Origin of the sequence: Acidovorax sp. K2F (genome assembly GCF_025246485.1) — a bacterium.
GTDB classification, from domain to species: Bacteria; Pseudomonadota; Gammaproteobacteria; order Burkholderiales; family Burkholderiaceae_C; genus Acidovorax; species Acidovorax delafieldii.
On sequence record NZ_JAOBSQ010000031.1, the window covers coordinates 1 to 19,089 of the forward strand.

General features: G+C 65.9%; 16 protein-coding genes. 10 read left to right on the plus strand and 6 right to left on the minus strand.

Annotation, left to right across the window (positions count from 1 at the left end; translation table 11 throughout):
* Positions 1-197: 197 nt before the first annotated feature.
* Positions 198-1,019 (minus strand): SDR family NAD(P)-dependent oxidoreductase, encoded by an 822-nt coding sequence (locus N4G42_RS10605; protein WP_055401789.1) that lies wholly within the window; start codon positions 1,017-1,019, stop codon positions 198-200.
* Between the two features lie 124 nt (positions 1,020-1,143).
* Here N4G42_RS10605 and N4G42_RS10610 point away from each other — a divergent pair, with 124 nt between their 5' ends.
* The gene (locus N4G42_RS10610; RefSeq protein ID WP_260667112.1) at positions 1,144-2,097 is read left to right on the plus strand and encodes an SMP-30/gluconolactonase/LRE family protein; all 954 of its coding nucleotides are present in this window, start codon (positions 1,144-1,146) and stop codon (positions 2,095-2,097) included.
* 76 nt (positions 2,098-2,173) lie between these two features.
* Positions 2,174-3,103 carry an aldose 1-epimerase gene (locus N4G42_RS10615; RefSeq protein ID WP_192421280.1) on the plus strand — a complete coding sequence of 310 codons (930 nt, stop codon included), beginning with the start codon at positions 2,174-2,176 and terminating at the stop codon, positions 3,101-3,103.
* 93 nt (positions 3,104-3,196) lie between these two features.
* Here the strand turns inward: N4G42_RS10615 and N4G42_RS10620 are convergent, their stop codons facing one another.
* Together N4G42_RS10620 and N4G42_RS10625 are read right to left on the minus strand one after the other, a co-directional pair.
* On the minus strand, positions 3,197-4,810 hold the full coding sequence (locus N4G42_RS10620; protein WP_260667113.1) for a rhodanese-related sulfurtransferase: 1,614 nt from the start codon (positions 4,808-4,810) through the stop codon (positions 3,197-3,199).
* A 20-nt stretch (positions 4,811-4,830) separates the two neighbouring features.
* Complete coding sequence (locus N4G42_RS10625; protein WP_260667114.1) at positions 4,831-5,487, minus strand: cysteine dioxygenase; 657 nt, start codon at positions 5,485-5,487, stop codon at positions 4,831-4,833.
* A 204-nt stretch (positions 5,488-5,691) separates the two neighbouring features.
* On the opposite strand from N4G42_RS10625, the gene N4G42_RS10630 reads away from it, so the two are divergent.
* From N4G42_RS10630 to N4G42_RS10645, 4 genes are all read left to right on the plus strand, one after another.
* Entirely contained in the window at positions 5,692-6,717 is a 1,026-nt protein-coding gene (locus N4G42_RS10630; RefSeq protein WP_260667115.1) for an ABC transporter substrate-binding protein, read from the plus strand.
* Between the two features lie 101 nt (positions 6,718-6,818).
* A complete protein-coding gene (locus N4G42_RS10635; protein WP_409557817.1) occupies positions 6,819-7,865 on the plus strand; it encodes an ABC transporter permease in 1,047 nt (348 codons plus the stop codon).
* A complete protein-coding gene (locus N4G42_RS10640) occupies positions 7,859-8,662 on the plus strand; it encodes an ABC transporter ATP-binding protein (RefSeq protein ID WP_260667117.1) in 804 nt (267 codons plus the stop codon). Before N4G42_RS10635 ends, N4G42_RS10640 begins: the two co-directional genes overlap by 7 nt.
* Before the next feature lie 8 nt (positions 8,663-8,670).
* Positions 8,671-9,879, plus strand: a complete 1,209-nt coding sequence (locus N4G42_RS10645) for a cytochrome c (protein ID WP_313771905.1) — start codon at positions 8,671-8,673, stop codon at positions 9,877-9,879.
* A 168-nt stretch (positions 9,880-10,047) separates the two neighbouring features.
* Here N4G42_RS10645 and N4G42_RS10650 read toward each other — a convergent pair whose 3' ends face one another.
* Positions 10,048-10,440, minus strand: a complete 393-nt coding sequence (locus N4G42_RS10650; protein WP_056067560.1) for a VOC family protein — start codon at positions 10,438-10,440, stop codon at positions 10,048-10,050.
* 365 nt (positions 10,441-10,805) lie between these two features.
* On the opposite strand from N4G42_RS10650, the gene N4G42_RS10655 reads away from it, so the two are divergent.
* On the plus strand, positions 10,806-11,921 hold the full coding sequence (locus N4G42_RS10655) for an LLM class flavin-dependent oxidoreductase (protein ID WP_260667120.1): 1,116 nt from the start codon (positions 10,806-10,808) through the stop codon (positions 11,919-11,921).
* A gap of 98 nt (positions 11,922-12,019) precedes the next feature.
* Here N4G42_RS10655 and N4G42_RS10660 read toward each other — a convergent pair whose 3' ends face one another.
* Complete coding sequence (locus N4G42_RS10660; RefSeq protein WP_260667121.1) at positions 12,020-13,660, minus strand: FAD-dependent monooxygenase; 1,641 nt, start codon at positions 13,658-13,660, stop codon at positions 12,020-12,022.
* Between the two features lie 86 nt (positions 13,661-13,746).
* A complete protein-coding gene (locus N4G42_RS10665; protein ID WP_260667122.1) occupies positions 13,747-14,763 on the minus strand; it encodes a tripartite tricarboxylate transporter substrate binding protein in 1,017 nt (338 codons plus the stop codon).
* Positions 14,764-14,846: 83 nt separating this feature from the next.
* On the opposite strand from N4G42_RS10665, the gene N4G42_RS10670 reads away from it, so the two are divergent.
* The 3 genes from N4G42_RS10670 to N4G42_RS10680 all read left to right on the plus strand — a co-directional run bounded on the left by N4G42_RS10670 (position 14,847) and on the right by N4G42_RS10680 (position 18,898).
* Positions 14,847-15,776, plus strand: coding sequence for a LysR family transcriptional regulator (locus tag N4G42_RS10670; protein WP_260667123.1), 930 nt, complete (start codon positions 14,847-14,849; stop codon positions 15,774-15,776).
* A gap of 86 nt (positions 15,777-15,862) precedes the next feature.
* Positions 15,863-17,221, plus strand: a complete 1,359-nt coding sequence (gene yjjJ / locus N4G42_RS10675) for a type II toxin-antitoxin system HipA family toxin YjjJ (protein WP_260667124.1) — start codon at positions 15,863-15,865, stop codon at positions 17,219-17,221.
* Between the two features lie 513 nt (positions 17,222-17,734).
* On the plus strand, positions 17,735-18,898 hold the full coding sequence (locus N4G42_RS10680; RefSeq protein ID WP_260667125.1) for a PIN domain-containing protein: 1,164 nt from the start codon (positions 17,735-17,737) through the stop codon (positions 18,896-18,898).
* The last annotated feature ends 191 nt before the right edge of the window (positions 18,899-19,089 follow it).

The following is a 19,089-nucleotide window of genomic DNA, read 5'->3' on the forward strand; positions in this document are numbered from 1 at the left end:
TCGGCGACGCGAAAGAAAGTTACTCGCACGCCGGGCGACTCCCGGCCTCCGTCCTGAATCCAAGCATGCCTCTCAAACCAGCGCGCGCCGGCTCATACAGGATCAGCTCGAACGCTCGTAGATAACCAGAAACTACAAAAACAATAGCTACCAGCGCTTAATGGATAAGCGCCAGAGCCCAAAAAGAATTCAAAAAATCAAACCCACCCCGCATCCACCTTGAACTCCTGCGCCGTACACATCGCCGCATCGTCCGACGCCAAAAACAACACCATCCGCGCAATGTCATGCGGCCGCAGCTTGTCCGGCAAACACTGGTTGCGCGCCAGCTCCTTCTCGCCCTCGGCGTCCAGCCACAGCTTGATCTGCCGCTCCGTCATCACCCACCCCGGCGACACCGTGTTAATGCGGATCCGGTCCTGCCCCAGCGTCTTGGCCAGCCCGCGCGTGAGGCCGTTCACCGACGACTTGGCAATCGCATAGCAGGGGTAGCCCGTGCCCTTGCCCTGCCAGCCCGTGGAGCCCAGGTTGATCACCGAGCCCGCGCCCAGCCTGCGCATGCCGGGCACCACGGCCTGGATGGCGAAGAAGGCGGGGCGCTCGTTGATGGCCATGCGCTCGTCGTAGTACTCGGGCGTCACGGACTCCAGCGTGTGCCGGTCATCGCTGGCCACGTTGTTCACCAGCACTGCAAAGTCGCTGCCCAGCTCGGCCGCCGCTTCGGCCACGCAGGCTTGCAGGGCGTTCACATCGCGCACATCACACACACGCCACCAGGGGCGGGGCAGGCCTGCGTCGGCAATGTGCTGGGCCAGGGCTTCACTCGCGTTGCGCGCCACGTCCACAAACGCCACGCGGGCACCTTGCTCGGCAAACGCCGCCACGATGGCCGCGCCAATGCCGCTGCCGCCGCCCGTCACAAACACGGCGCGGCCTTGCAGGCTGGGGAATTTCGCCAGGCCCTGGGGGGCGCCGGTGGCGTCGGTCGACGAAGAGGAGGGGGTAAAAAGCTGTGTCATATCAATATTGCAATCAATCAATGGAAAAAAAATTCATTTCAAGCATCAATTGGCGTTGATAAGATGCCGCTCGTCAAGTGCCTGGCGGCAGGCCGATGCAAAAAAACGACCGGAGACAACCAACGTGCGCCCTTCGCTGGATACCCCCATCCCACCGTCCAGCGGCGCGTCCGCCTCTGCTCCCACAACAACCGGCGCCGTGCGCTGCGTGGTCGCACTGGGCAACGCACTGGGTGAGGGCGTGATGTGGTCGGTGCGCGAGCAGGCTGTGTACTGGGTGGACATCCTGCAGCGCGAGCTGCACCGCTGGGACCCGGCCACCAGCGCCCACCAGCGCTGGACGTTTGACGAAGAGATTTCTGCCATTGCCGAGCGCGCCGACGCCCCCGGCTTCATCGTCACCCTGCGCCGGGGCTTTGCACTGTTCGACCCCGCTGCTGACATCGCCCCGCGCTACCTGCACCAGCCCGAGCCAGAGCGCGCAGGCAACCGATTCAACGACGGCAAGTGCGACGCCTGGGGCCGCTTCTGGGGTGGCAGCATGGACTTTGCGTGCGAGGCTCCCACGGGCGCGCTCTACAGCTACACCGCCAGCGGCGACTGCGTGCGGCACGACGATGGTTTTGCCGTGACCAACGGCCCCACCTGGGCCCCTACCGCGCAGGGCCCGGCCATGTTTTTCAACGACACGGTGCAGGGCGCCACCTACCGCTACCACTGCGACCCAGCCACCGGCACCGTGAGCGACAAAACGCTGTGGAAGCGCTGGCCCGCTGTTGACGGCGTGCCCGACGGCATGACCACCGATGCGCAGGGCCGCCTGTGGGTGGCGCACTGGGGCGGTAGCTGCGTCACCTGCCACGACGCCGACACGGCCGAGGAGCTGGCCCGCATCCCGCTGCCCGTAAGCCAGGTCACCAACTGCGCCTTTGGCGGTGCGGACCTGCGCACGCTGTACATCACCTCGGCCCGCACCGGCCTCACGCCCGAGCAGCTCGCGGCCGAGCCGCTGGCCGGGGCACTGTTTGCCGTGGACATCAGCACGCCCGGCCTGCCCGCGCATCTGTTTGGCGGCTGATGCCGGCCCCGCGCGCAGCAGCGAGGCCCATGGCTCCGCCTCTTCTTTTCTCCATCCCGCAGAAAGCACACCGCCCATGACCGAGGCCTCTTCATCCCACCCCATCGTCTGGCTGCACCACGCGGGGCAGCATCTGGGCCTGGTGCCCACACTGGGCGGCAGCGTGGCGGCCTGGCAGATCGACGACCCGCAAGAGGCTGATGCACGCATCGACCTGTGGCGGCCGTGGGACGGCGCCACGCCCGACCTGTACCAGCTTGCATCCTTTGCCATGGTGCCCTGGTCCAACCGCATCAGCGGCGGCGGGTTTGAGCAGGCGGGCCAGTTCCACCCCATGCGTCCCAACCGCGTGGGCGAGCCGTACCCCATCCACGGCGACGGGTGGCTGCAGCCCTGGCAGCTGACCCAGCCCGCGCCCGACACGCTGCAGATGCAGCTGCGCTCCGAGCGCTTTGACGGCAACCCCTACGAGTACGAATGCGTGCAGACCTTCCGCCTGGTGGAGGGCGGCTTGGACCAGTCGGTGCAGGTGCGGCACCTGGGCGCGCAGCCGCTGCCCTACGGCCTGGGCCTGCACCCCTGGTTTCCGCGCACGCCCGGCACGCGCATCACGGCGCCGGTGCAGGGCGTGTGGCTGTGTGGCGACGACCCTTTGCCCACGGAGCACACGCAACAGTTTCCGCCCGGCTGGGACTTGAACACCGGCGCGCCCGCCAATGGCGGCCTGATCGACAACGCCTACACCGGCTGGGGTGGCACCGCGCAGATCGACTGGCCCGAGCGCGGGCTGCGCCTTACCGCCCACATGCCGGACTTTGACAAGGACGGCGGCGCGGCCCACCACTACTGCCTGGTGTACCGCCCGCCACAGGGCCCGGCGTTCTGCTTTGAGCCCATCACCCAGCCCATCGATGCTTTCCACCAACCGGGCCAGCCCGGCCTGCGCACCTTGGCGCAGGGCGAGGTGCTGGCGATGAACGTGTCGTGGCGGTACGAGGCGTTGTAAGCACCTCTGGGGCGCCCCAGAAGAAGGTTTGTAGCGAAATCAGCCGGTAGCGCTAGTGAATCATGCGCTGGCAGCTATTAAATCGATAGTGAATCAGATCACTCGGAACCCGTGGGTGCCGTCGCGCCCCAGTTGCTCCACCAGCCCGAACTCCCAGTCCAGGTAGGCCTGCATCGCTTCGCGCGGGCTGTCGGTGCCTTCGTACGGGCGGCGGTAGCGGTCGATGCGTGGCGAGGCCAGGCGCGTCTCGCCATGCTCCAGCGGCAGGCCCTGGGCGATCCAGGCCAGCGTGCCACCCTCCAGCACCACCACCTCGGCGCCACCCGTCAGGCGGGCCAGGTCCTGCGCGGCATAGCGTGCCAGCAGGCTGCTGCCACAGGTCAACACATAACGCTGCGCCTTGGGAATACTGGCCACCGCCTGTGCCAGTTGCGAGCGGATCACGAACCACGCGCCGGGGATGTGGCGCTGCACGTAGTTAGCGCTGGTGGTCAGGTCCAGCACGGCGGTGTGGCCGGGGCGCTGTTTGCTTTCTTCGTTCAGCCAATCCGCCAGTTGTGTGGGCGTGACCCAGGCAATCGGGCCTTCGGGCTCGGGCACGGTGTTGGCCACGGCGCCGGTCTCGCTGAAGTCGGCGGCGGGCGCGTCGTCCAGCACCCACACGTCCCAGCCCATCTGCGCCAGCCACGATGCACTCATGTTCGCGCGCACCCCGTCGTCATCCACCAGCACGATGCGCGCGCCACGCACGGCGGCGGTGTGGTCGGTCTCCTGCACCAGCTGGCCGCCGGGCGTGTTGCGAAAGCCGGGCAGGTGGCCTGCGGCAAATTCTTCGGGCGTGCGCACGTCCAGCAGGTAGGTGGTGCGCTGCGCCTCGGCCCCAAAGCGCGCCAGGTTGGCGCGGGTGGCGCGCTGCACGCCCGCGCGGTCGGCCACGCTGCGCGCCTGCTGAGGCGCGCGCTCGCGGTCGGCATGCACTGCGGGGTCAAAGCGGCGGGTGGCGCCGCGCTCCAGCGTCTGGCCGGCCAGCAGCCAGCCGATGGTGCCGTTGCGCAAGGCCGCCACCGGGTTGGGGATGCCCGCGTTCACCAGCGACTGCGTGCCGATGATGCTGCGCGTGCGGCCCGCGCAGTTCACGATGATCTGCGTGGCCGGGTTGGGCGCCAGTGCCTGCGCGCGCAGCACCAGCTCCGCGCCGGGCACGCTCACGCCGGTGGGGATGTTCATGGTGTGGTACTCGTCATACCGGCGCGCATCCAGCACCACGACATCGGCATGGGCGTCGATGAGCGCCTGCACCTCTTCGGCTGCCAGCGAGGGCGTGTGGCGCTCGGCCTCCACCAGCTCGCCAAACGATTTGCTGGGCACGTTCACGTCGATGAACAGCTCGCCGCCCGCATCGCGCCAGCCCTGCAGGCCACCGGCCAGCAGCGTCACCTGCGTGTAGCCCAGCTGCTGCAGCTTGCGCGCGGCGGGCTCGGCCAGGCCTTCGCCGTTGTCGTACACCACGATGAAGGTGTCGCGGCGCGGAATGCGCGTCCACGCCTCCAGCTCGATCTTTCCGGCGGGCAGGTTGGCGGCGAACAGCGGGTGGCTTTGGGCAAACGGGTCTTCCTCGCGCACGTCGAGCAAGGCGATTTCCTGGCGGGCGAGCAGGGCCTCGCGAACCTGGTGGAACGAAGTCTGGGGCAGGGCGGGAGCGGTCATGGTGTTGGGTCGGATCGGCTTCAGGCAGCCGGTGTAGGGTTTTTGGACAGGTCCCAGAGGTTGGGCAGGGTGCTGTTGCTGTAGCCCGAGATGAATGGCTTGCGCGTGCCGTCCTCCAGGTACACGCTGCGCTGCACCGCGCCAATGTTGGCGCCGTACACGTGGATGCTGATGGAGGTGTGGCCCGCCCACGCGTTGCTTACGCGGTGCACATCGCCTATTGCGGGGTCGTTGGGCGAGACGGCCTCCACCTGGCCCGGCTGCAGCCGCACGGGCGCGCCCTGCGGTGCCCAGCGGCCGTCGGGCGTGCGGGCATAGGCCTGCGAATCCTCGGCGCCGCGCAGCATGCCGATCAGGCCCCACACGGTGTGGTCATGAATGGGCGTGGCCTGGCCGGGGCCCCACACAAAACTCACGACCGAAAAGCGCCCCAGCGCATCGGCATGCAGCAGGTACTGCTGGTAGCGATCGGGGTGGGGCTGGGCATAGGTGTCGGGCAGCCAGTCGTCATGGGCCACCAGCGTGCGCAGCAGCGTGGCGCCCTGGGCCAGGGTGTCGGGCTCGGGCAGGCGCTGCTCCACCAGCGCGGCCAGCTGCTGCACAAAGTGGCGCAGGCGGGCGGTGTGGGGGGCGGAGGGGGACGTGGGTGGGGTCGATGGGTTGGGCAATGCACTCATGCCCGGTATTGCACCAGCGCCCGGGCTGCCCGTGTGTTGCGTGTTTTGCATATGCATCCCTGTTTTTCTTCGTTCTGTTGCGAGGCGTCTTTCAGTTCAATGCCAATCCATCGTAACGGCGGTGCGGACCGGCTCGCAGGCATCCACAGGAATTCACGGGCAATCGCAGCGCCGATCAGGATTTGACAACCAAAAGGGCACAACATGAGCAAGCTTCAAAACCAAGGTGGGGTGGGAGGGCGCTGGACGCGCCGGCAGCTGTTGCAGACAGCGGGCGCGGCCAGCGTGGTGGGGGCGTCGAGTGTGGTGGGCCGCCACGTGCGGGCCGCGGGCAAGCTGCGCGAAGTGAAGCTGGCGTGGAACGCCAACGCCATCTGCCTGTCGGCCGCGCCGGTCGCCATCGAGCGCGGCATTTTTGAAAAACATGGTCTCAAGGTCGAGCTGATCAACTTTGCGGGCTCCACTGACCAGCTGCTGGAGACCATCGCCACCTCCAAGGCCGACGCGGGCCTGGGCATGGTGCACCGCTGGATCAAGCCGCTGGAGTCGGGCTTTGACGTGAAGCTGGTGGGCAGCTCGCACGGCGGTTGCTCGCGCCTGGTGGGCTACGAGGCGGCGGGCGTGACCAGCCTGCAAAAGCTCAAGGGCAAGACCATTGCGGTGTCGGACCTCAACAGCCCCGGCAAGAACTTCTTTTCGGTGCTGCTGACCAAGGCCGGGCTGAACCCCGAAAAGGACGTGACCTGGCGCCAGTTTCCTGGCGACATGCTGGGCCTGGCGGTGGAAAAAGGCGAGGCCCAGGCCATTGCCGATGGCGACCCCAACCTGCTGCTGATCCAGCGCCGCACCAAGGGCCTGGTGGACCTGGCGTCCAACCTCTCGGGCGAATACGCGGCCAAGACCTGCTGCGTGCTGGGCGTGAGCGGCGCCATGGTGCGCAACGACAAGGGCACGGCAGCCGCGCTGACCCGCGCCATCATCGAGGCGTCGGACTTCGTGGCCGACAACCCCAACGAAACGGCGCGCATCTTCAGCCCGTATTCCAAGGTGCCGCAGGAGGACCTGCGCGCCGTGCTGGGCACGCTCACGCACCGCAGCCACCCGGTGGGCACGGCGTTGCGGCAGGAGATCGAGTTCTATGCCCGCGACTTTAAGCTGGTGGGCGTGCTCAAGCCCGGCACCGACCCTGCGCGCTTCGCGGCCCACGTCCACGCTGACGTGCTGGCCTGAGCCTCCTCCCATTCCGTGCAAGGACCCTCTCCATGAGCACTGTTGCCGACAATATCCTGGGCGCCCCGCCGGGCATCAGCCCCAAGCCCTCGCAGCCCCCGCTGCGTGCGCCCAGCCCATCATCCGGTGCGCCCCGTGCTGCGGGTGCGCAGCCTGTCACCGCGCCTGACTTCAAGGCGGCCAAAGGGGCGCTGGGGTTCTGGTGGGTGGGGCTGGCCGCCGCCGTAGCCTGGGCGGGGCTGGCCTTGCTCACGGGCCTGTGGCCCAACAAGCCGGCGGGTTTCAGCGAATGGGCGTTTACCGAAGAGTTCGCCTGGGGTGCGGGGGGCGTGTCGGCGTTGCTGCTGGCGCTGACCGTGCTGGCCCATCCGCTGGCTGCCGTGGTGCGCCGCGTGCGTGCGGCCGGGCCCTGGCTGGTGGCCATCGCCGTCGGCCTGGCGGTGTGGGAGGTGTTCACCGCCAAGCTGGGCACGCTGCCGCCGCCCTTCTTTGCACCGCCCCAAAGCCTGGTGGAGGTGTACGCCACCGACTGGCCGCGCCTCCTGGAGAGCGCGGGCGCCTCCATCCGCCTGCTAGCGCTGGGCATTGCGATTGGAGCAGCTGCAGGTTTTGTCACGGGCGTGCTGATCGGCTGGTCGCGCCAGGCCAGTTACTGGATCCACCCGGTGCTGCGCATCCTGGGCCCGGTGCCCACCACCGCGCTGCTGCCGGTCAGCTTCTATTTTTTCCCGTCCAGCTGGTCCACGGCGATCTTTTTGATTGCGCTGGGCACGGCCTTCCCGGTGGCCATCCTCACCTGGTCGGGCGTGGCCGGGGTGCACAAGAACTTTTATGACGTGGCCCGCACCATGGGTGCGTCGCCCTGGTTTCTGGTGCTGCGCGTGGCCATCCCGGCGGCGCTGCCGCAGGTGTTTGTGGGCCTGTTCATGGGGCTGGGCGCGGCGTTCTCCACCCTGGTGGTGGCCGAGATGCTGGGCGTGAAAGCGGGCCTGGGCTGGTACCTCACCTGGGCGCAGGGCTGGGCGGCGTATCCCAACATGTATGCGGCGCTCATTGTGATGGCGCTGTTGTTCTCGGGCGTGATCACGCTGCTGTTTGTGCTGCGCGACAGGGTGCTGTCTTGGCAGAAGGGGGTGGTGAAATGGTGAGTTCCGCGACGGTTCCTGAAGTCTCTACGGCGGCCCGTGTGACCGGCGCACGCATTGACGTGCGCAATGTCAGCCACTGGTTTGACCTGCCCGCAGGCCCGCTGCACGTGATCGACGAGCTGGACTTGTCCATAGGACCCGGCGAGTTCGTGGCCCTGCTGGGCCCCAGCGGCTGCGGCAAGAGCACGCTGCTGCGCCTGGTGGCGGGGCTGGAGCCCGCCACCACCGGCGAGCTGCTGCAGGATGGCGCCCCCATCACCCAGCCCGACCCGTCGCGCATCGTGGTGTTTCAGGACCCCACGCTGTTCCCCTGGCGCACCGTGTGGGACAACGTGGCCCTGGGCCTGCAGGCGCGGGGCATCCTCAAATCCCAGCGCCACCGCGTGGACGAAGCGCTGGCCCTGGTCGGGCTGCAGGACTTTGCCAAGGCCTTCCCGCACCAGCTGTCGGGCGGCATGGCGCAGCGCGTGGCGCTGGCGCGTGCGCTGGTCAACGACCCCACCTTGCTGGTGCTGGACGAGCCGCTGGGCAAGCTCGACTCGCTCACGCGCCTGTCCATGCAGACCGAGCTGGTGCAGCTGTGGCAGCGCGCAGGCTTCTCGGCCTTGCTCGTCACGCACGATGTGGAAGAAGCGCTGTTCATGGCGCAGCGCGTGGTGGTGTTCTCTGACCGGCCCGCGCGCGTCAAGCAGGTGCTGGTCAACGACCTGCCATACCCGCGCCACCGGGGCGACCCGCGGCTGGCGGCCCTGCGCCACGAGGCTCTGGCGTTGCTGGGGTTGGACGCCAGCTGGTAGCCGCCGCCTTGGCCTGGCTGTCGTTGCCGCCCGAGTGGCTGGCCGCTCTGCTCGAAGGCCTGCAGGCCACCCAGCAGGGCCTGCGCGCGCTGCTGCATGCCGTGGGCCTCGCGCCCGATGTGCACGGCCAGCCCGCTTGGCCGTTTGCGCACCGTGTGGCCGCCGAGATGCTGGTGGTGGATGCCGGCCACGCGCGGCGCGTGCTGCTGTCGCTGCTGTGTGTGGGTGTGGCGCTGCTGGCGCTGGCGGTATCCGTGGCGTGGCGGCGCGGCCGCAAGCCGCTGTGGTGGCTGGCCGCTGCACTGGTGGTGTTTGCGCCCTGGCCCCATCGCCACCTGCTGCTGACGCCGGCCGTGGCCACCAGCCTGCACCAGTCACCCACGGGCTTCACTGCGCAGGGCATCGTGCGCGGCCAGGCGGTGTACCAGCAGCACTGCGTGCGCTGCCATGGCGCCAGTGCCAACGGCGAAGGGCCCGATGCAGCCCGGCTGGCCATGTGGCCGCCCAACCTGAACGGCGCGCTGCTGTGGAAGCGGCTGGATGGCGAACTCTTCTGGCGCGTGCGCCACGGCATGCAGGGCCGCAACGGCGCGCAGACCATGCCCGGCTTTGGCAGCACGCAGCTCACCGACGCGCAGGTGTGGGAGGTGCTGGACTACCTGCAAGCCCATGCCGCAGGCCAGATGCTGCGCGAATCGGGCACCTGGGACCGCCCCGTGCGCCTGCCCGACGTGGCCGTGCTGTGCCGTCAGGGGCGCCAGCACACGGCGCGCAGCCTGGTGGGGCAGCGGCTGCGCGTGGTGCTGCCAGGCAGCGGCAGCCCCTTGCCCGCCGATGACCCACGCCTTGTCTCGCTGGTGGTGGCGCACCCCGGGCCCGGCGCTGCGCACACTCCCGATGCTGCTGCCGCCGATGCGGAATGCCTGACCACCGATACTGCAGCGCCGTTGGCATTGGCCCTGGTGCTGGGCGTTCCCGCCAGCGACCTGCCCGGCCACCAGCTCATCGCAGACCGCGCGGGCTGGCTGCGCGCACGGGGCCAGCCGGGCAAGGCCGCGTGGTCGGAGGACGATCTGGTCTGCCGCACTGCGCCAGCGGCCCAGCAGCTGCCTTCTGCCGATGTAGCTGCCAACGCTGTGGGCGATGGCCTGCAGGCGCTGATTCGCCGCATGGACGCAGAGCCCGTGCGGCTGGTGCGGGGTGGCTTCCCGCACTGACAGTGCCTGCCACCAGCGTGTTGGCAGCGGGCCGCGAGCGAACGCCTGGGTCGCGTTCAGGTTGCTCTTAAAATAATAGCGGCCAGCGCTTTATTGACTAGCGCTTGAGGCCATTTCTCCTTAAATGAGCAGCGCAGGGGCCTCCCGCCCGCCCGGTGCCACCCTGCGCTACGCCTGTCCGTGCGACGCCACACACAGCTTGTTGCCGTCCGGGTCCCGAAAATACGCGCCGTAGTAGTTGGCGTGGTACTCGGGCCGCAGCCCGGGGCGGCCCTCGCACTGGCCGCCCAGGCTCAGCGCCAGCGCATGGGCCGCGTCCACCTGGCTGCGCGTGGCGGCCATGAAAGCCACCATGAGCCCATTGCCGGGGTGGGGCACCTCGCCGTTGAACGGGCGGGCAATCACGAACAGCGGCCGGGGGCCGGGGGTGGACTCCCAGCCCGCCCAGGGCCGCTCGGCTTCGCAAAAGCGCTCCTGAATGCCCAACGAGGCCAGCACCGGCCGGTAGAACGCCAGGGCGCGCTCGAAATCTGTGATGCCAACAAAAACGTGCGAGAGCATGGTGGGTGGGGTCCTTTCTGGATGCGAAGTGGGCTGGCCATTGTGAGGAGTTAGGAGCGAGGCGCCAGCGGTCAGAGGCCAGGGCCAGGCGTTCAGGTTGGCAATGCACTGGCCGATCCATGCCGACGTTGACGGCCAGGCGGCAGAGTCTGGATGACAACCCGCCACAGCATAGCGGCGCGCACGGCGGCGGTGTACCCCCATCGCCGTTTGCGGCGGGGCCTATGCGCCGCACAACTTTGCAAACGCGTTTTTCTTCGTTGGCGCGCACCAGGGGCGGGCAGATCATGGCTGCAGTCCCGCACGCGTGACGCTGCCGACCATTCACCCAACCTTGTTTCACCCCATCGCCACAGGAGCCCGCTATGCCCGTCCAGTTCATCGGCATGATCCAGCCGCACGAAGTCTCTGAAACCATCGCCCGCAAGGGCCCGGCGGTGGACTCCGCCTATGTGCGCGTGTTTGCCCAGGCGCACGAGCACGCGGGGTTTGACCGCATCCTGGTGCCTGCCAGCTCGTCCAGCCCCGACACGCTGCTGACCGTCACGTACGCGGCATCGGTCACCGACAAGATCAATTTCCTGCTGGCGCACCGCCCCGGCTTTGTGGCGCCCACCCTGGCCGCGCGCCAGCTGGCCACGCTGGACCATTACACCAACGGCCGCCTGGCCGTGCACTACATCAGCGGCGGCTCGGACGAAGACCAGCAGCGCGATGGCGACTTCCTGAACCACGACGAGCGCTATGCGCGCACCGACGAATACCTCACCGTCCTGCGCCGCGTGTGGGCCGAAGACAAACCCTTTGACCACGAAGGCACCTACTACCGCGCCAAGGGCGTGGTGTCGGAGGTCAAACCCCTGCAAGGCCAGCGCGTGCCCATCTACTTTGGCGGTGCCTCTGCACCCGCGCTGCAGGTGGCCGGCAAACATGCCGACGTGTACGCGCTGTGGGGCGAGTCGCTGGCCCAGGCGGGCGACCTGGTGCGCCGTGTGCGCGCCGAGGCCACCTTGCAGGGCCGGCATGTGGACTTCAGCATCTCGTTCCGCCCCATCCTGGGCAAGACCGAGGACGAAGCCTGGGCCAAGGCCGAGCGCATTCTGGAAGACACGCGCCGTTTGCGTGTGAGCCAAGGCTACTCGCGCGGCGTGGGCCCGCAGCAGAGCGAAGGCGCGCAGCGCCTGCTGGCCGACGCCGCCAAGGGCGACCGTGTGGACGAACGCCTGTGGACGGCCATTGCGCGCGAGCTGGGCGGCCGGTCCAACTCCACATCGCTGGTGGGTACGCCCGAGCAGGTGGCCGACGCACTGCTCAAGTACTACGACCTGGGTATCACCACCTTCCTGATCCGTGGCTTTGACCCGCTGGTGGACGCTATCGAGTACGGTCGCGAGCTGCTGCCCCTGGTGCGCGCCAAGGTGGCAGAGCGCGACGGGCAGCAGGCACCGGTGGCGCCCGCCGCGTTGCGCAAGGCCGCCTGAGCGATTGGCTGCGTAGCGCCCCGGCCTGGATCGCGCCCTGGCCTGGATCACTCCCGGGCTGGGTCGTTGCCGCTAACGCAGCGGCCTCGCCCGTGCGGTTACCCCGCCACGCGCGCCAGAACGTCGCGGGCTTGCTCGGCGGTCACCAGGGGGCCGCCAGCAGGCGCCGTCCAGGCCACAAACTGGTCGGGCCGCACCAGCACCAGCGGTGCGCCATAGCGCGCAGGCTCGGTGCCTTCGCCCCCGTCACCACAGTCCACCAGCCGCAGCGGCAGTCCCAGGCCCGCCGCCGCCTCGCGAAAGGCCTGCACCGATGGCGCGTGGGCGCCGTCGCCGCCCACCACCAGCAGCGAAAAGCCCGGGCCCAGTTCCTCAAACACATTGCGTCCGGTGGGCAGCGTGGCGGGTGCCAGGTGGTGGCCAGGCCGCGCCTCAAACCGGTGCGATCCCTTGGCGCTGCTGGCGCGGCCCTCGCTGCCCCACACGATGCCCGAGCCCTCGTAGTGCGGCTCAAACGCATGCACCTCGCCCACGGCACCCTGTGCACGCGCCTGCCATGCGGCTTCAAACGCGGCCTGGTCCCGCGCCGGGTCGTGGGTGTCCAAGAACTCCTTGTCGGTCTCGATGGACCGCGCAATGAAGTCGTTGATGGTGGACGCAAACACCGGGCGCCGCTCGGCATCGTACGAGTCCAGCAGGCGCTCGCCGCCCCAGCCCTGCAGCGTTGCGGCCAGCTTCCAGCCCAGGTTGCGCGCGTCTTCCAGGCCCGAGTTCACGCCATAGCCGCCGTAGGGCGGGTGGCTGTGGGCGGCATCACCCGCGATGAACACCCGGCCCTTGCGATAGCTGTCGGCCAGCATGAAGCGCAGGTCCCAAAAGCCGATGTGCTCAAACTCCACCTCAAACTCCGCGCCCACCGCCTCGTGCAGGTAGGCGGCAAAGTCAAAGTTGTCTTTGGTGGTGCCTGGCGGCACCGGGGCGTGAAAGAACCAGGTGCTGCCCAGGTCCACCCGGCCCAGAAACTTCCAGTAGCCCTTCAGCTCGGGCTGCAGCACGTTGTAGTAAGACTTGCCGGGGTAGCGCTCCAGCAGCTGGTGCAGGCCTTGCGACTTGAACACCAGCAGCACCATCATGCGGTCGTGGTCCGTGCGGGTGTGGGTGATGCCCGCCTGCTCGCGCACCACCGACCGCGCCCCGTCCGACCCCACCACATAGGCGCCGCGCAGCACGCGCTGGGCCTTGCCGTCGCCGCGTTGCTGGATGGTGACGGACACGCCCGCATCGTCTTGTGCCACGGTGCTGGTCTCCCAGCCGTAGAGGGTCTGCACCGACGGCAGCTGGGCCACGCGCTGGCGCAGCACGGCCTCGGTGGCGTACTGCGGCAGCCGCTCGTTGGCCGTGAAGTAGTAGGGCTTGACCAGGTCGCGTTGCAGCCAGTCGTAGCTGTAGGGCCCCAGCAGCGTGCCATGTGCGGTCAGGCCGCCAATGCCGTATTCGACCGGAATGGTGCGCGCTGCGCGCAGCTGCTTTTCAGCACCCCAAAAATGAAAGTGCTCCATGGTGCGCTGCGTGAGGTTCTGGCCCTTGGGAATGGGCTGGGGCTGCACATAGCGCTCCACCACAATCACGCTCACGCCGCGCTGGCCCAGCTCTATGGCCAGGCCCATGCCCACGGGCCCACCGCCCACGATGATCACTTCGGCGTCTTGCTGCGGCGCCACGGTTGCTTGCTGGTTCATGTTGTTGGTTTTGTTCGATTCGATTCGGTTCGGTACGGGCTGCAGTGTGTTGTTGTGCGGTGCTGCGTGGTGCTGGTGGTTTGCGGCTACTCGGCGGTGATGCCCTGGGCCTTGATCAGGTCGGCCCAGCGCTTGGCGTCAGCCGTCACCAGCTTCTGGAAGGCGTCTGGCGAGCTGTGGGCGGGCGTCATGCCCTGGGTCTCGAACGACTTGGCCACGGCGGGCGAGGCCAGCACGTCGCGCAGCTCGGTGTTGAGCCGGTCCACCATCGCGCGGGGCGTGCCTGCGGGGGCAAACACGCCGTACCACATGTCCACGTTCAGGTCGACCAGCTTCAGCGTGCCCAGCGACGGCACCTCGGGCAGCAGCGGGTGCGGCGTGTCAGAGCTGATGGCCAGTGCCTTCAGCTTGCCCGCCTTCACGTGCTGCAAGGCCACGTGGATGGGCAAGAACATTGCGTCGATCTGCCCGCCCAGCAGGTCTGTCACAGCCGGGGCGGTGCCCCGGTAGCTGATGTGGGTGAGCGAAATCTTGGCCCGGTTTTTCAGCAGCTCCATCGCCAGGTGGTGCGGCGTGCCCGCGCCGGGCGAGCCGTAGTTGAGCGAGCCGGGCTTGGCCCGGGCGCGGTCCATCAGGTCCTTGAGCGATTCGATTTTGGACCCCGCCGATGCCACCAGCAGCAGCTGCCCCCAGCTGGTCTGGCTCACGGGCACCAGGTCCGTCAGCGGGTTAAAGCCCTGCTTGGGGTACAGCGCCATGTTCATCACCAGCGTGTTCACGCTGACCAGCAGCGTGGTGCCATCAGGCGTGGCGCGCACCACCTCTTGCGTGCCGATGATGCCGGACGCCCCCGCCTTGTTCTCCACAAAAAACGGGCGCTTGAGCCGGTCAGACAGCGGCTGCGCAATCTGCCGCGCAATCAGGTCGATGCCCGTGCCGGGGGTGAACGGCACCACCAGCCGCACCGGCGCATCGGCACCCGTCTGCGCCCAGGCCCTGGGCGTGGCGGCAGCAGCCGTGGCGGCCAGCGCGCCCAGCACCAGGCTGCGGCGTTGGGGGGAGGGCGGGTGCGCGTTGGCACGCAGGGTGGGCAGCTGGGGCATGGGGCTTGTCTCTCTAGTCGTTGGAAGGGCGTTACAGGACAATTACAACGATACTCTTGACATTGATCAAACGGAAAATTCTGATGAATTCTTCATCAAAGCTGATGAATGTCAGCACCCGCCAGCTCCACGCTTTTCTGGAGGTGACGCGCCTGCAGAGCTTTGCCAAGGCGGCAGAGCAGGTGCACCTGTCGCCCTCGGGCATGAGCATGCTGGTCAAGGAGCTGGAGGACCAGGTTGGCGCCCGCCTGTTTGACCGCACCACCCGGTCGATCACGCTGACCGACGCCGGGCGCCGCCTGCAGCCCGTGGCCGAGCGCGTGGTGGGCGAGCTGCGCGCCCTGGGCGCCGTGCTGGACGGCAACGAGGCCGCCGTGCGCTCACGCCTGCTGGTGGCGGCCACGCCCATGATCTCGGCCAGCCTGCTGCCCGAGGTGATTCGCGGCTTTGCGCAAAGCCACCCCGGCGTGCAGGTGCAGCTCAGCGATGTCGAGGTAGGCACCGTGCGCCAGCGCGTGCTCGACGGCGAGGCCGACATCGGCTTTGGCTTCTTCGTCAAACCCGCCGTGGGGCTGTCGCGCCAGCCCTTGTGCAAGTTCCGCCTCATGCGCATCAGCCCGCCCGATGCGGCGCACACCAGCGGCCAGCTGTCCGACAGCCAGCCCTGGAGCCGACTCAAAGACGTGCCCCTGGTCAGCCTGCCGTCGGGCAACCCCATCCAGGTGGTCATCGAAAAGCAGCTCTCGCGCCTGGGCCTGGCCCACCAGGAGCGCCCCCGCATGAACCTCATCGGCACCCTCATTGGCATGGTGCGCGCAGGCCGTGGCAGCGCCATCGTGCCCTCGTTCGCGCTGGAAGAATGCCTGCGCCAGGGCCTGGGCGTCGCCATGCTGCGCGAGCCTGTGGTGCATCTGGACCTGTACCTGGCCTACCGCCGGGGCACGCAGCAACAACCGGCGGCCATGGCGTTTGCCGAGGCGCTGCGGGAGGCTGCGGTGCGGTTGCCGGCGTAGTCGGGCGATCCCGGGGTGTCCATCAGTCTGTTCAATCTATTCTTTTATCTATTCAATTTTCCATTCAAACGGCGTATCCTTAGGCCATGCCATCCGCCGCCCAGACCTACGCCAACGCCATCCGCCCCCTGCTGCGCCCCGGCCCCGCCAAGGCGCAGGCGCTGGCCCAGGCGCTGCAGGTCAGCCAGCCCACCGTCTCGCGGGCACTCAGCGCGCTGGGTGACGAGGTGGTGCCCTTCGGCGCTGCAAGATCTATTCAATACACACTCCGCGATCCAGTCCGCGCCGATCTGCAGGCCACCGTGTACCGCGTCACCCCCCAGGGCGCGCTGGAAACCCTGGGCACCCTGGTGCCCGTGTGCCCGCAGGGCTTTGTGATGGTCGAGGCGGGCGGGGCCCGGCTGCACAGCGACGGCCTGCCGTGGTGGATTTATGACATGCGCCCGCAGGGCTACCTGGGGCGCGCCTACTGCCAGCGGCACGGTCAGCGCCTGGGCCTGCCCGAGCGGCTGGGCGACTGGAGCGACACCCACGCGCTGCGCGCCATCCTGGACCAGGGCGACGACATGCCCGGCAACCTGCTCATCGGCCCCACCGCGCGCGACCAGTTCGTCAACGCGCCCGACCCCGTGCCGATTGCAGCGGCGCAAAAGCTGCACACCTACGCCCAGCTGGCCGACCTGGCCGCGCGCGGCGAAGTGGCGGGCTCGTCTGCCGCCGGAGAGCAGCCCAAGTTCACCGCCTACGCAGAGCAGGCCGACGGCACCGCCGCGCATGTGATGGTCAAGTTCACCGCAGAACTCGACACCCCCGTCAGCGCCCGCTGGCGCGACCTGCTGCTGGCCGAACACATCACCCTGCAGGTGCTGCGCGATCACGGCGTGCCTGCCGCGCAGTCAATGACCTGGATGCACGGCACCCAACGATTTCTGGAAGTGCAGCGGTTTGACCGGCTGGGGGCGCGCGGACGCAGGGCGCTGCATTCCTTCGCCGCGCTGGATGCCGAGTTTGTCGGCAGCGGCGGCAACTGGCCGGTGATTGCCAGGGCGTTGCTGAAGGAGGGCGTCATCACCCCCCAGGCCTTTGACACGGCCTGCCTGCTGTGGGCGTTTGGCACCCTGATGGGCAACACCGACATGCACAGCGGCAATCTGTCGTGCTTGTCAGAGGGGCGCAGGCCTTACGAGTTGGCGCCTGCGTATGACATGACGCCCATGGCGTTCGCACCCACGGCGGGGGGAGGTTTGCTGGAGCGGACTCTGGAACTGACGGTGGGGGAGCAGGTCAGCGCGGCGGCTTGGAAAGAGGCGCTGGCGATGGCGCAGGTGTTTGTTCGCCGGGTGGAGGATGAGGAAGGATTCAGCGCCGGTTTTGACGCGTGCAAGGCTGAGTTGCTGCGCCATGTGACCGCGGCTGCTGAGCGTGTCGGGCGGCTGGTGGTTTAGAAGGCTATCAGCGGGGTATGGGACTGAGGTCGCCTTAATGCGAAATGTGCCTGTAGCGAACGATCTGTGAGCGTGCAAGCGGTGTCTGCTATGAAAAATAGAGCAAACACAATTGCGTTCATTTTTCTTTGAGTTTTGAAACGCATGAGGGAGGATTGGCTGTTGCTGGTCCTGATCCGTCTAAGCATAGACACGCCAAGGGCCATCTCTTAGTCTACGGGCCATGTAGCGGCTCAAATCCGTGCGCGGGTTATGGTGTCTGCAACGAGTTCGCTTTCGGACCTGATTTAGCAACCGTGTAGCGCGCACTACAGAAGGGCAGTGGGTTTTATGACTGAGTTTAGCGCTGTATTTTTATACAAGATAAATGACACAAAGCTAGTCTATAAGCCCCTTTCTGTGTTTTTTGCACGCCAATTTAGATCGCAAGCGCCGGATATGGCTTGTGCGTTGGTGCGGTCTGCATCACGTTAATCAGTCCTCATATCCACAACCTATTACTAGGCGCCATAGATGCCAAAAGCGAAGAGAACACCTCCCCCCGAGCACATCGTCGTTGTTGACACAAACATACTCTGGGATAAGGACAAAAAGTTACCAGTTTCCCCTTCGTTTGATAATTTTTGGATAAAGAATTCGAAAGTTATCCCAATGTCTCTCCGCGTACCAGAGGTTGTTTTTGGTGAGCTTCATTTTCAGCAAACCACTTCTGCACTAAAAGCTTTAGCAAGCATTAATGAAAACTACGGCGAACTTTCTGGGATAACGAATTCCCAGTACACACATCGGTGCAACGAAGCAACAATAAAATCGCAAGTAAAAACAAAATTAGAAAAATGGCTGAAGGGGCATAGTGGATCCATTGAGTTAACCCCAACGCCAACAATTAATTGGAGCGCTATTGTTGAGAGCGCCATATGGAGAAAGCCGCCATTCTCCTTTGACCCCAAAGATGCCAAAAATGAGAAAGGATTCCGAGATGCGATGATCTTGGAAACGCTGACTCACATATGCGCTTCATCAACAACACAAAGTGTCGTTTTCCTCTGTAATGACTATTTGCTGAGAACGACCTCAGATCAAAAGTTAAAAGGGCATAAAAACCTTTTGACATTTGAGTCCATACAAGATTTTGAATCTTATGTAAACCTGACGCAGCAAAATTTAACAAACTCTTTTGTCAAATCAATTCAAAATCATGCACGTTCCAAGTTCTTTACAAAAGGAGATGCCAATTGTCTTTATAATAAAGCAAACGTCAGGCCGGAAATTCTTAGAAAATTCGAGCAAGATTTAAATTTGCAGCCTCCCCCTTCGGTCGGACTGACGCTGCTTACGGCTACAGCGACCAATCCCGCTCCACTTAAGTATATATATCAAAAATTCTGGATTCAAAGCACCCAGTTTGAAAAACTAGTTGGAGCTCGGGAATTTCATTGGATTAGCAATGTTAGCGTAGTTCGAATTTTCGAAATTCCCGTTTCGCAAGGATTGCTTGCATCAGCTATGTCGTCAGAAAAGAGAATTCAAGTTGTTAATTTTTCGGTAAAGTGGAAAGCCAATGTAAAGACAGATGGGAGATTCCACGACACCGAATTGATTGCTATCGAAAAAGGCAGCACTGACGTCTTGCCTGCATCAGAAGAAAATACAACCTACTGGCGCGTCGAATTATGAATTTCACGCTTTTAACCTGCGCCGCCTAGCTGATCGGTTAAGCGGACACCAACACTGTTCATGGTTTCGCCATTTTCATCGCCAGTGTTAGTACCCTCCGCGCTTTCGGCGCTGCAGGCCACTTACCTTGGGCATTGAGTGTCGATTTTCATTTGCGGCGATTGACTTTTCCTTGGTGGGCCCGGCACTAG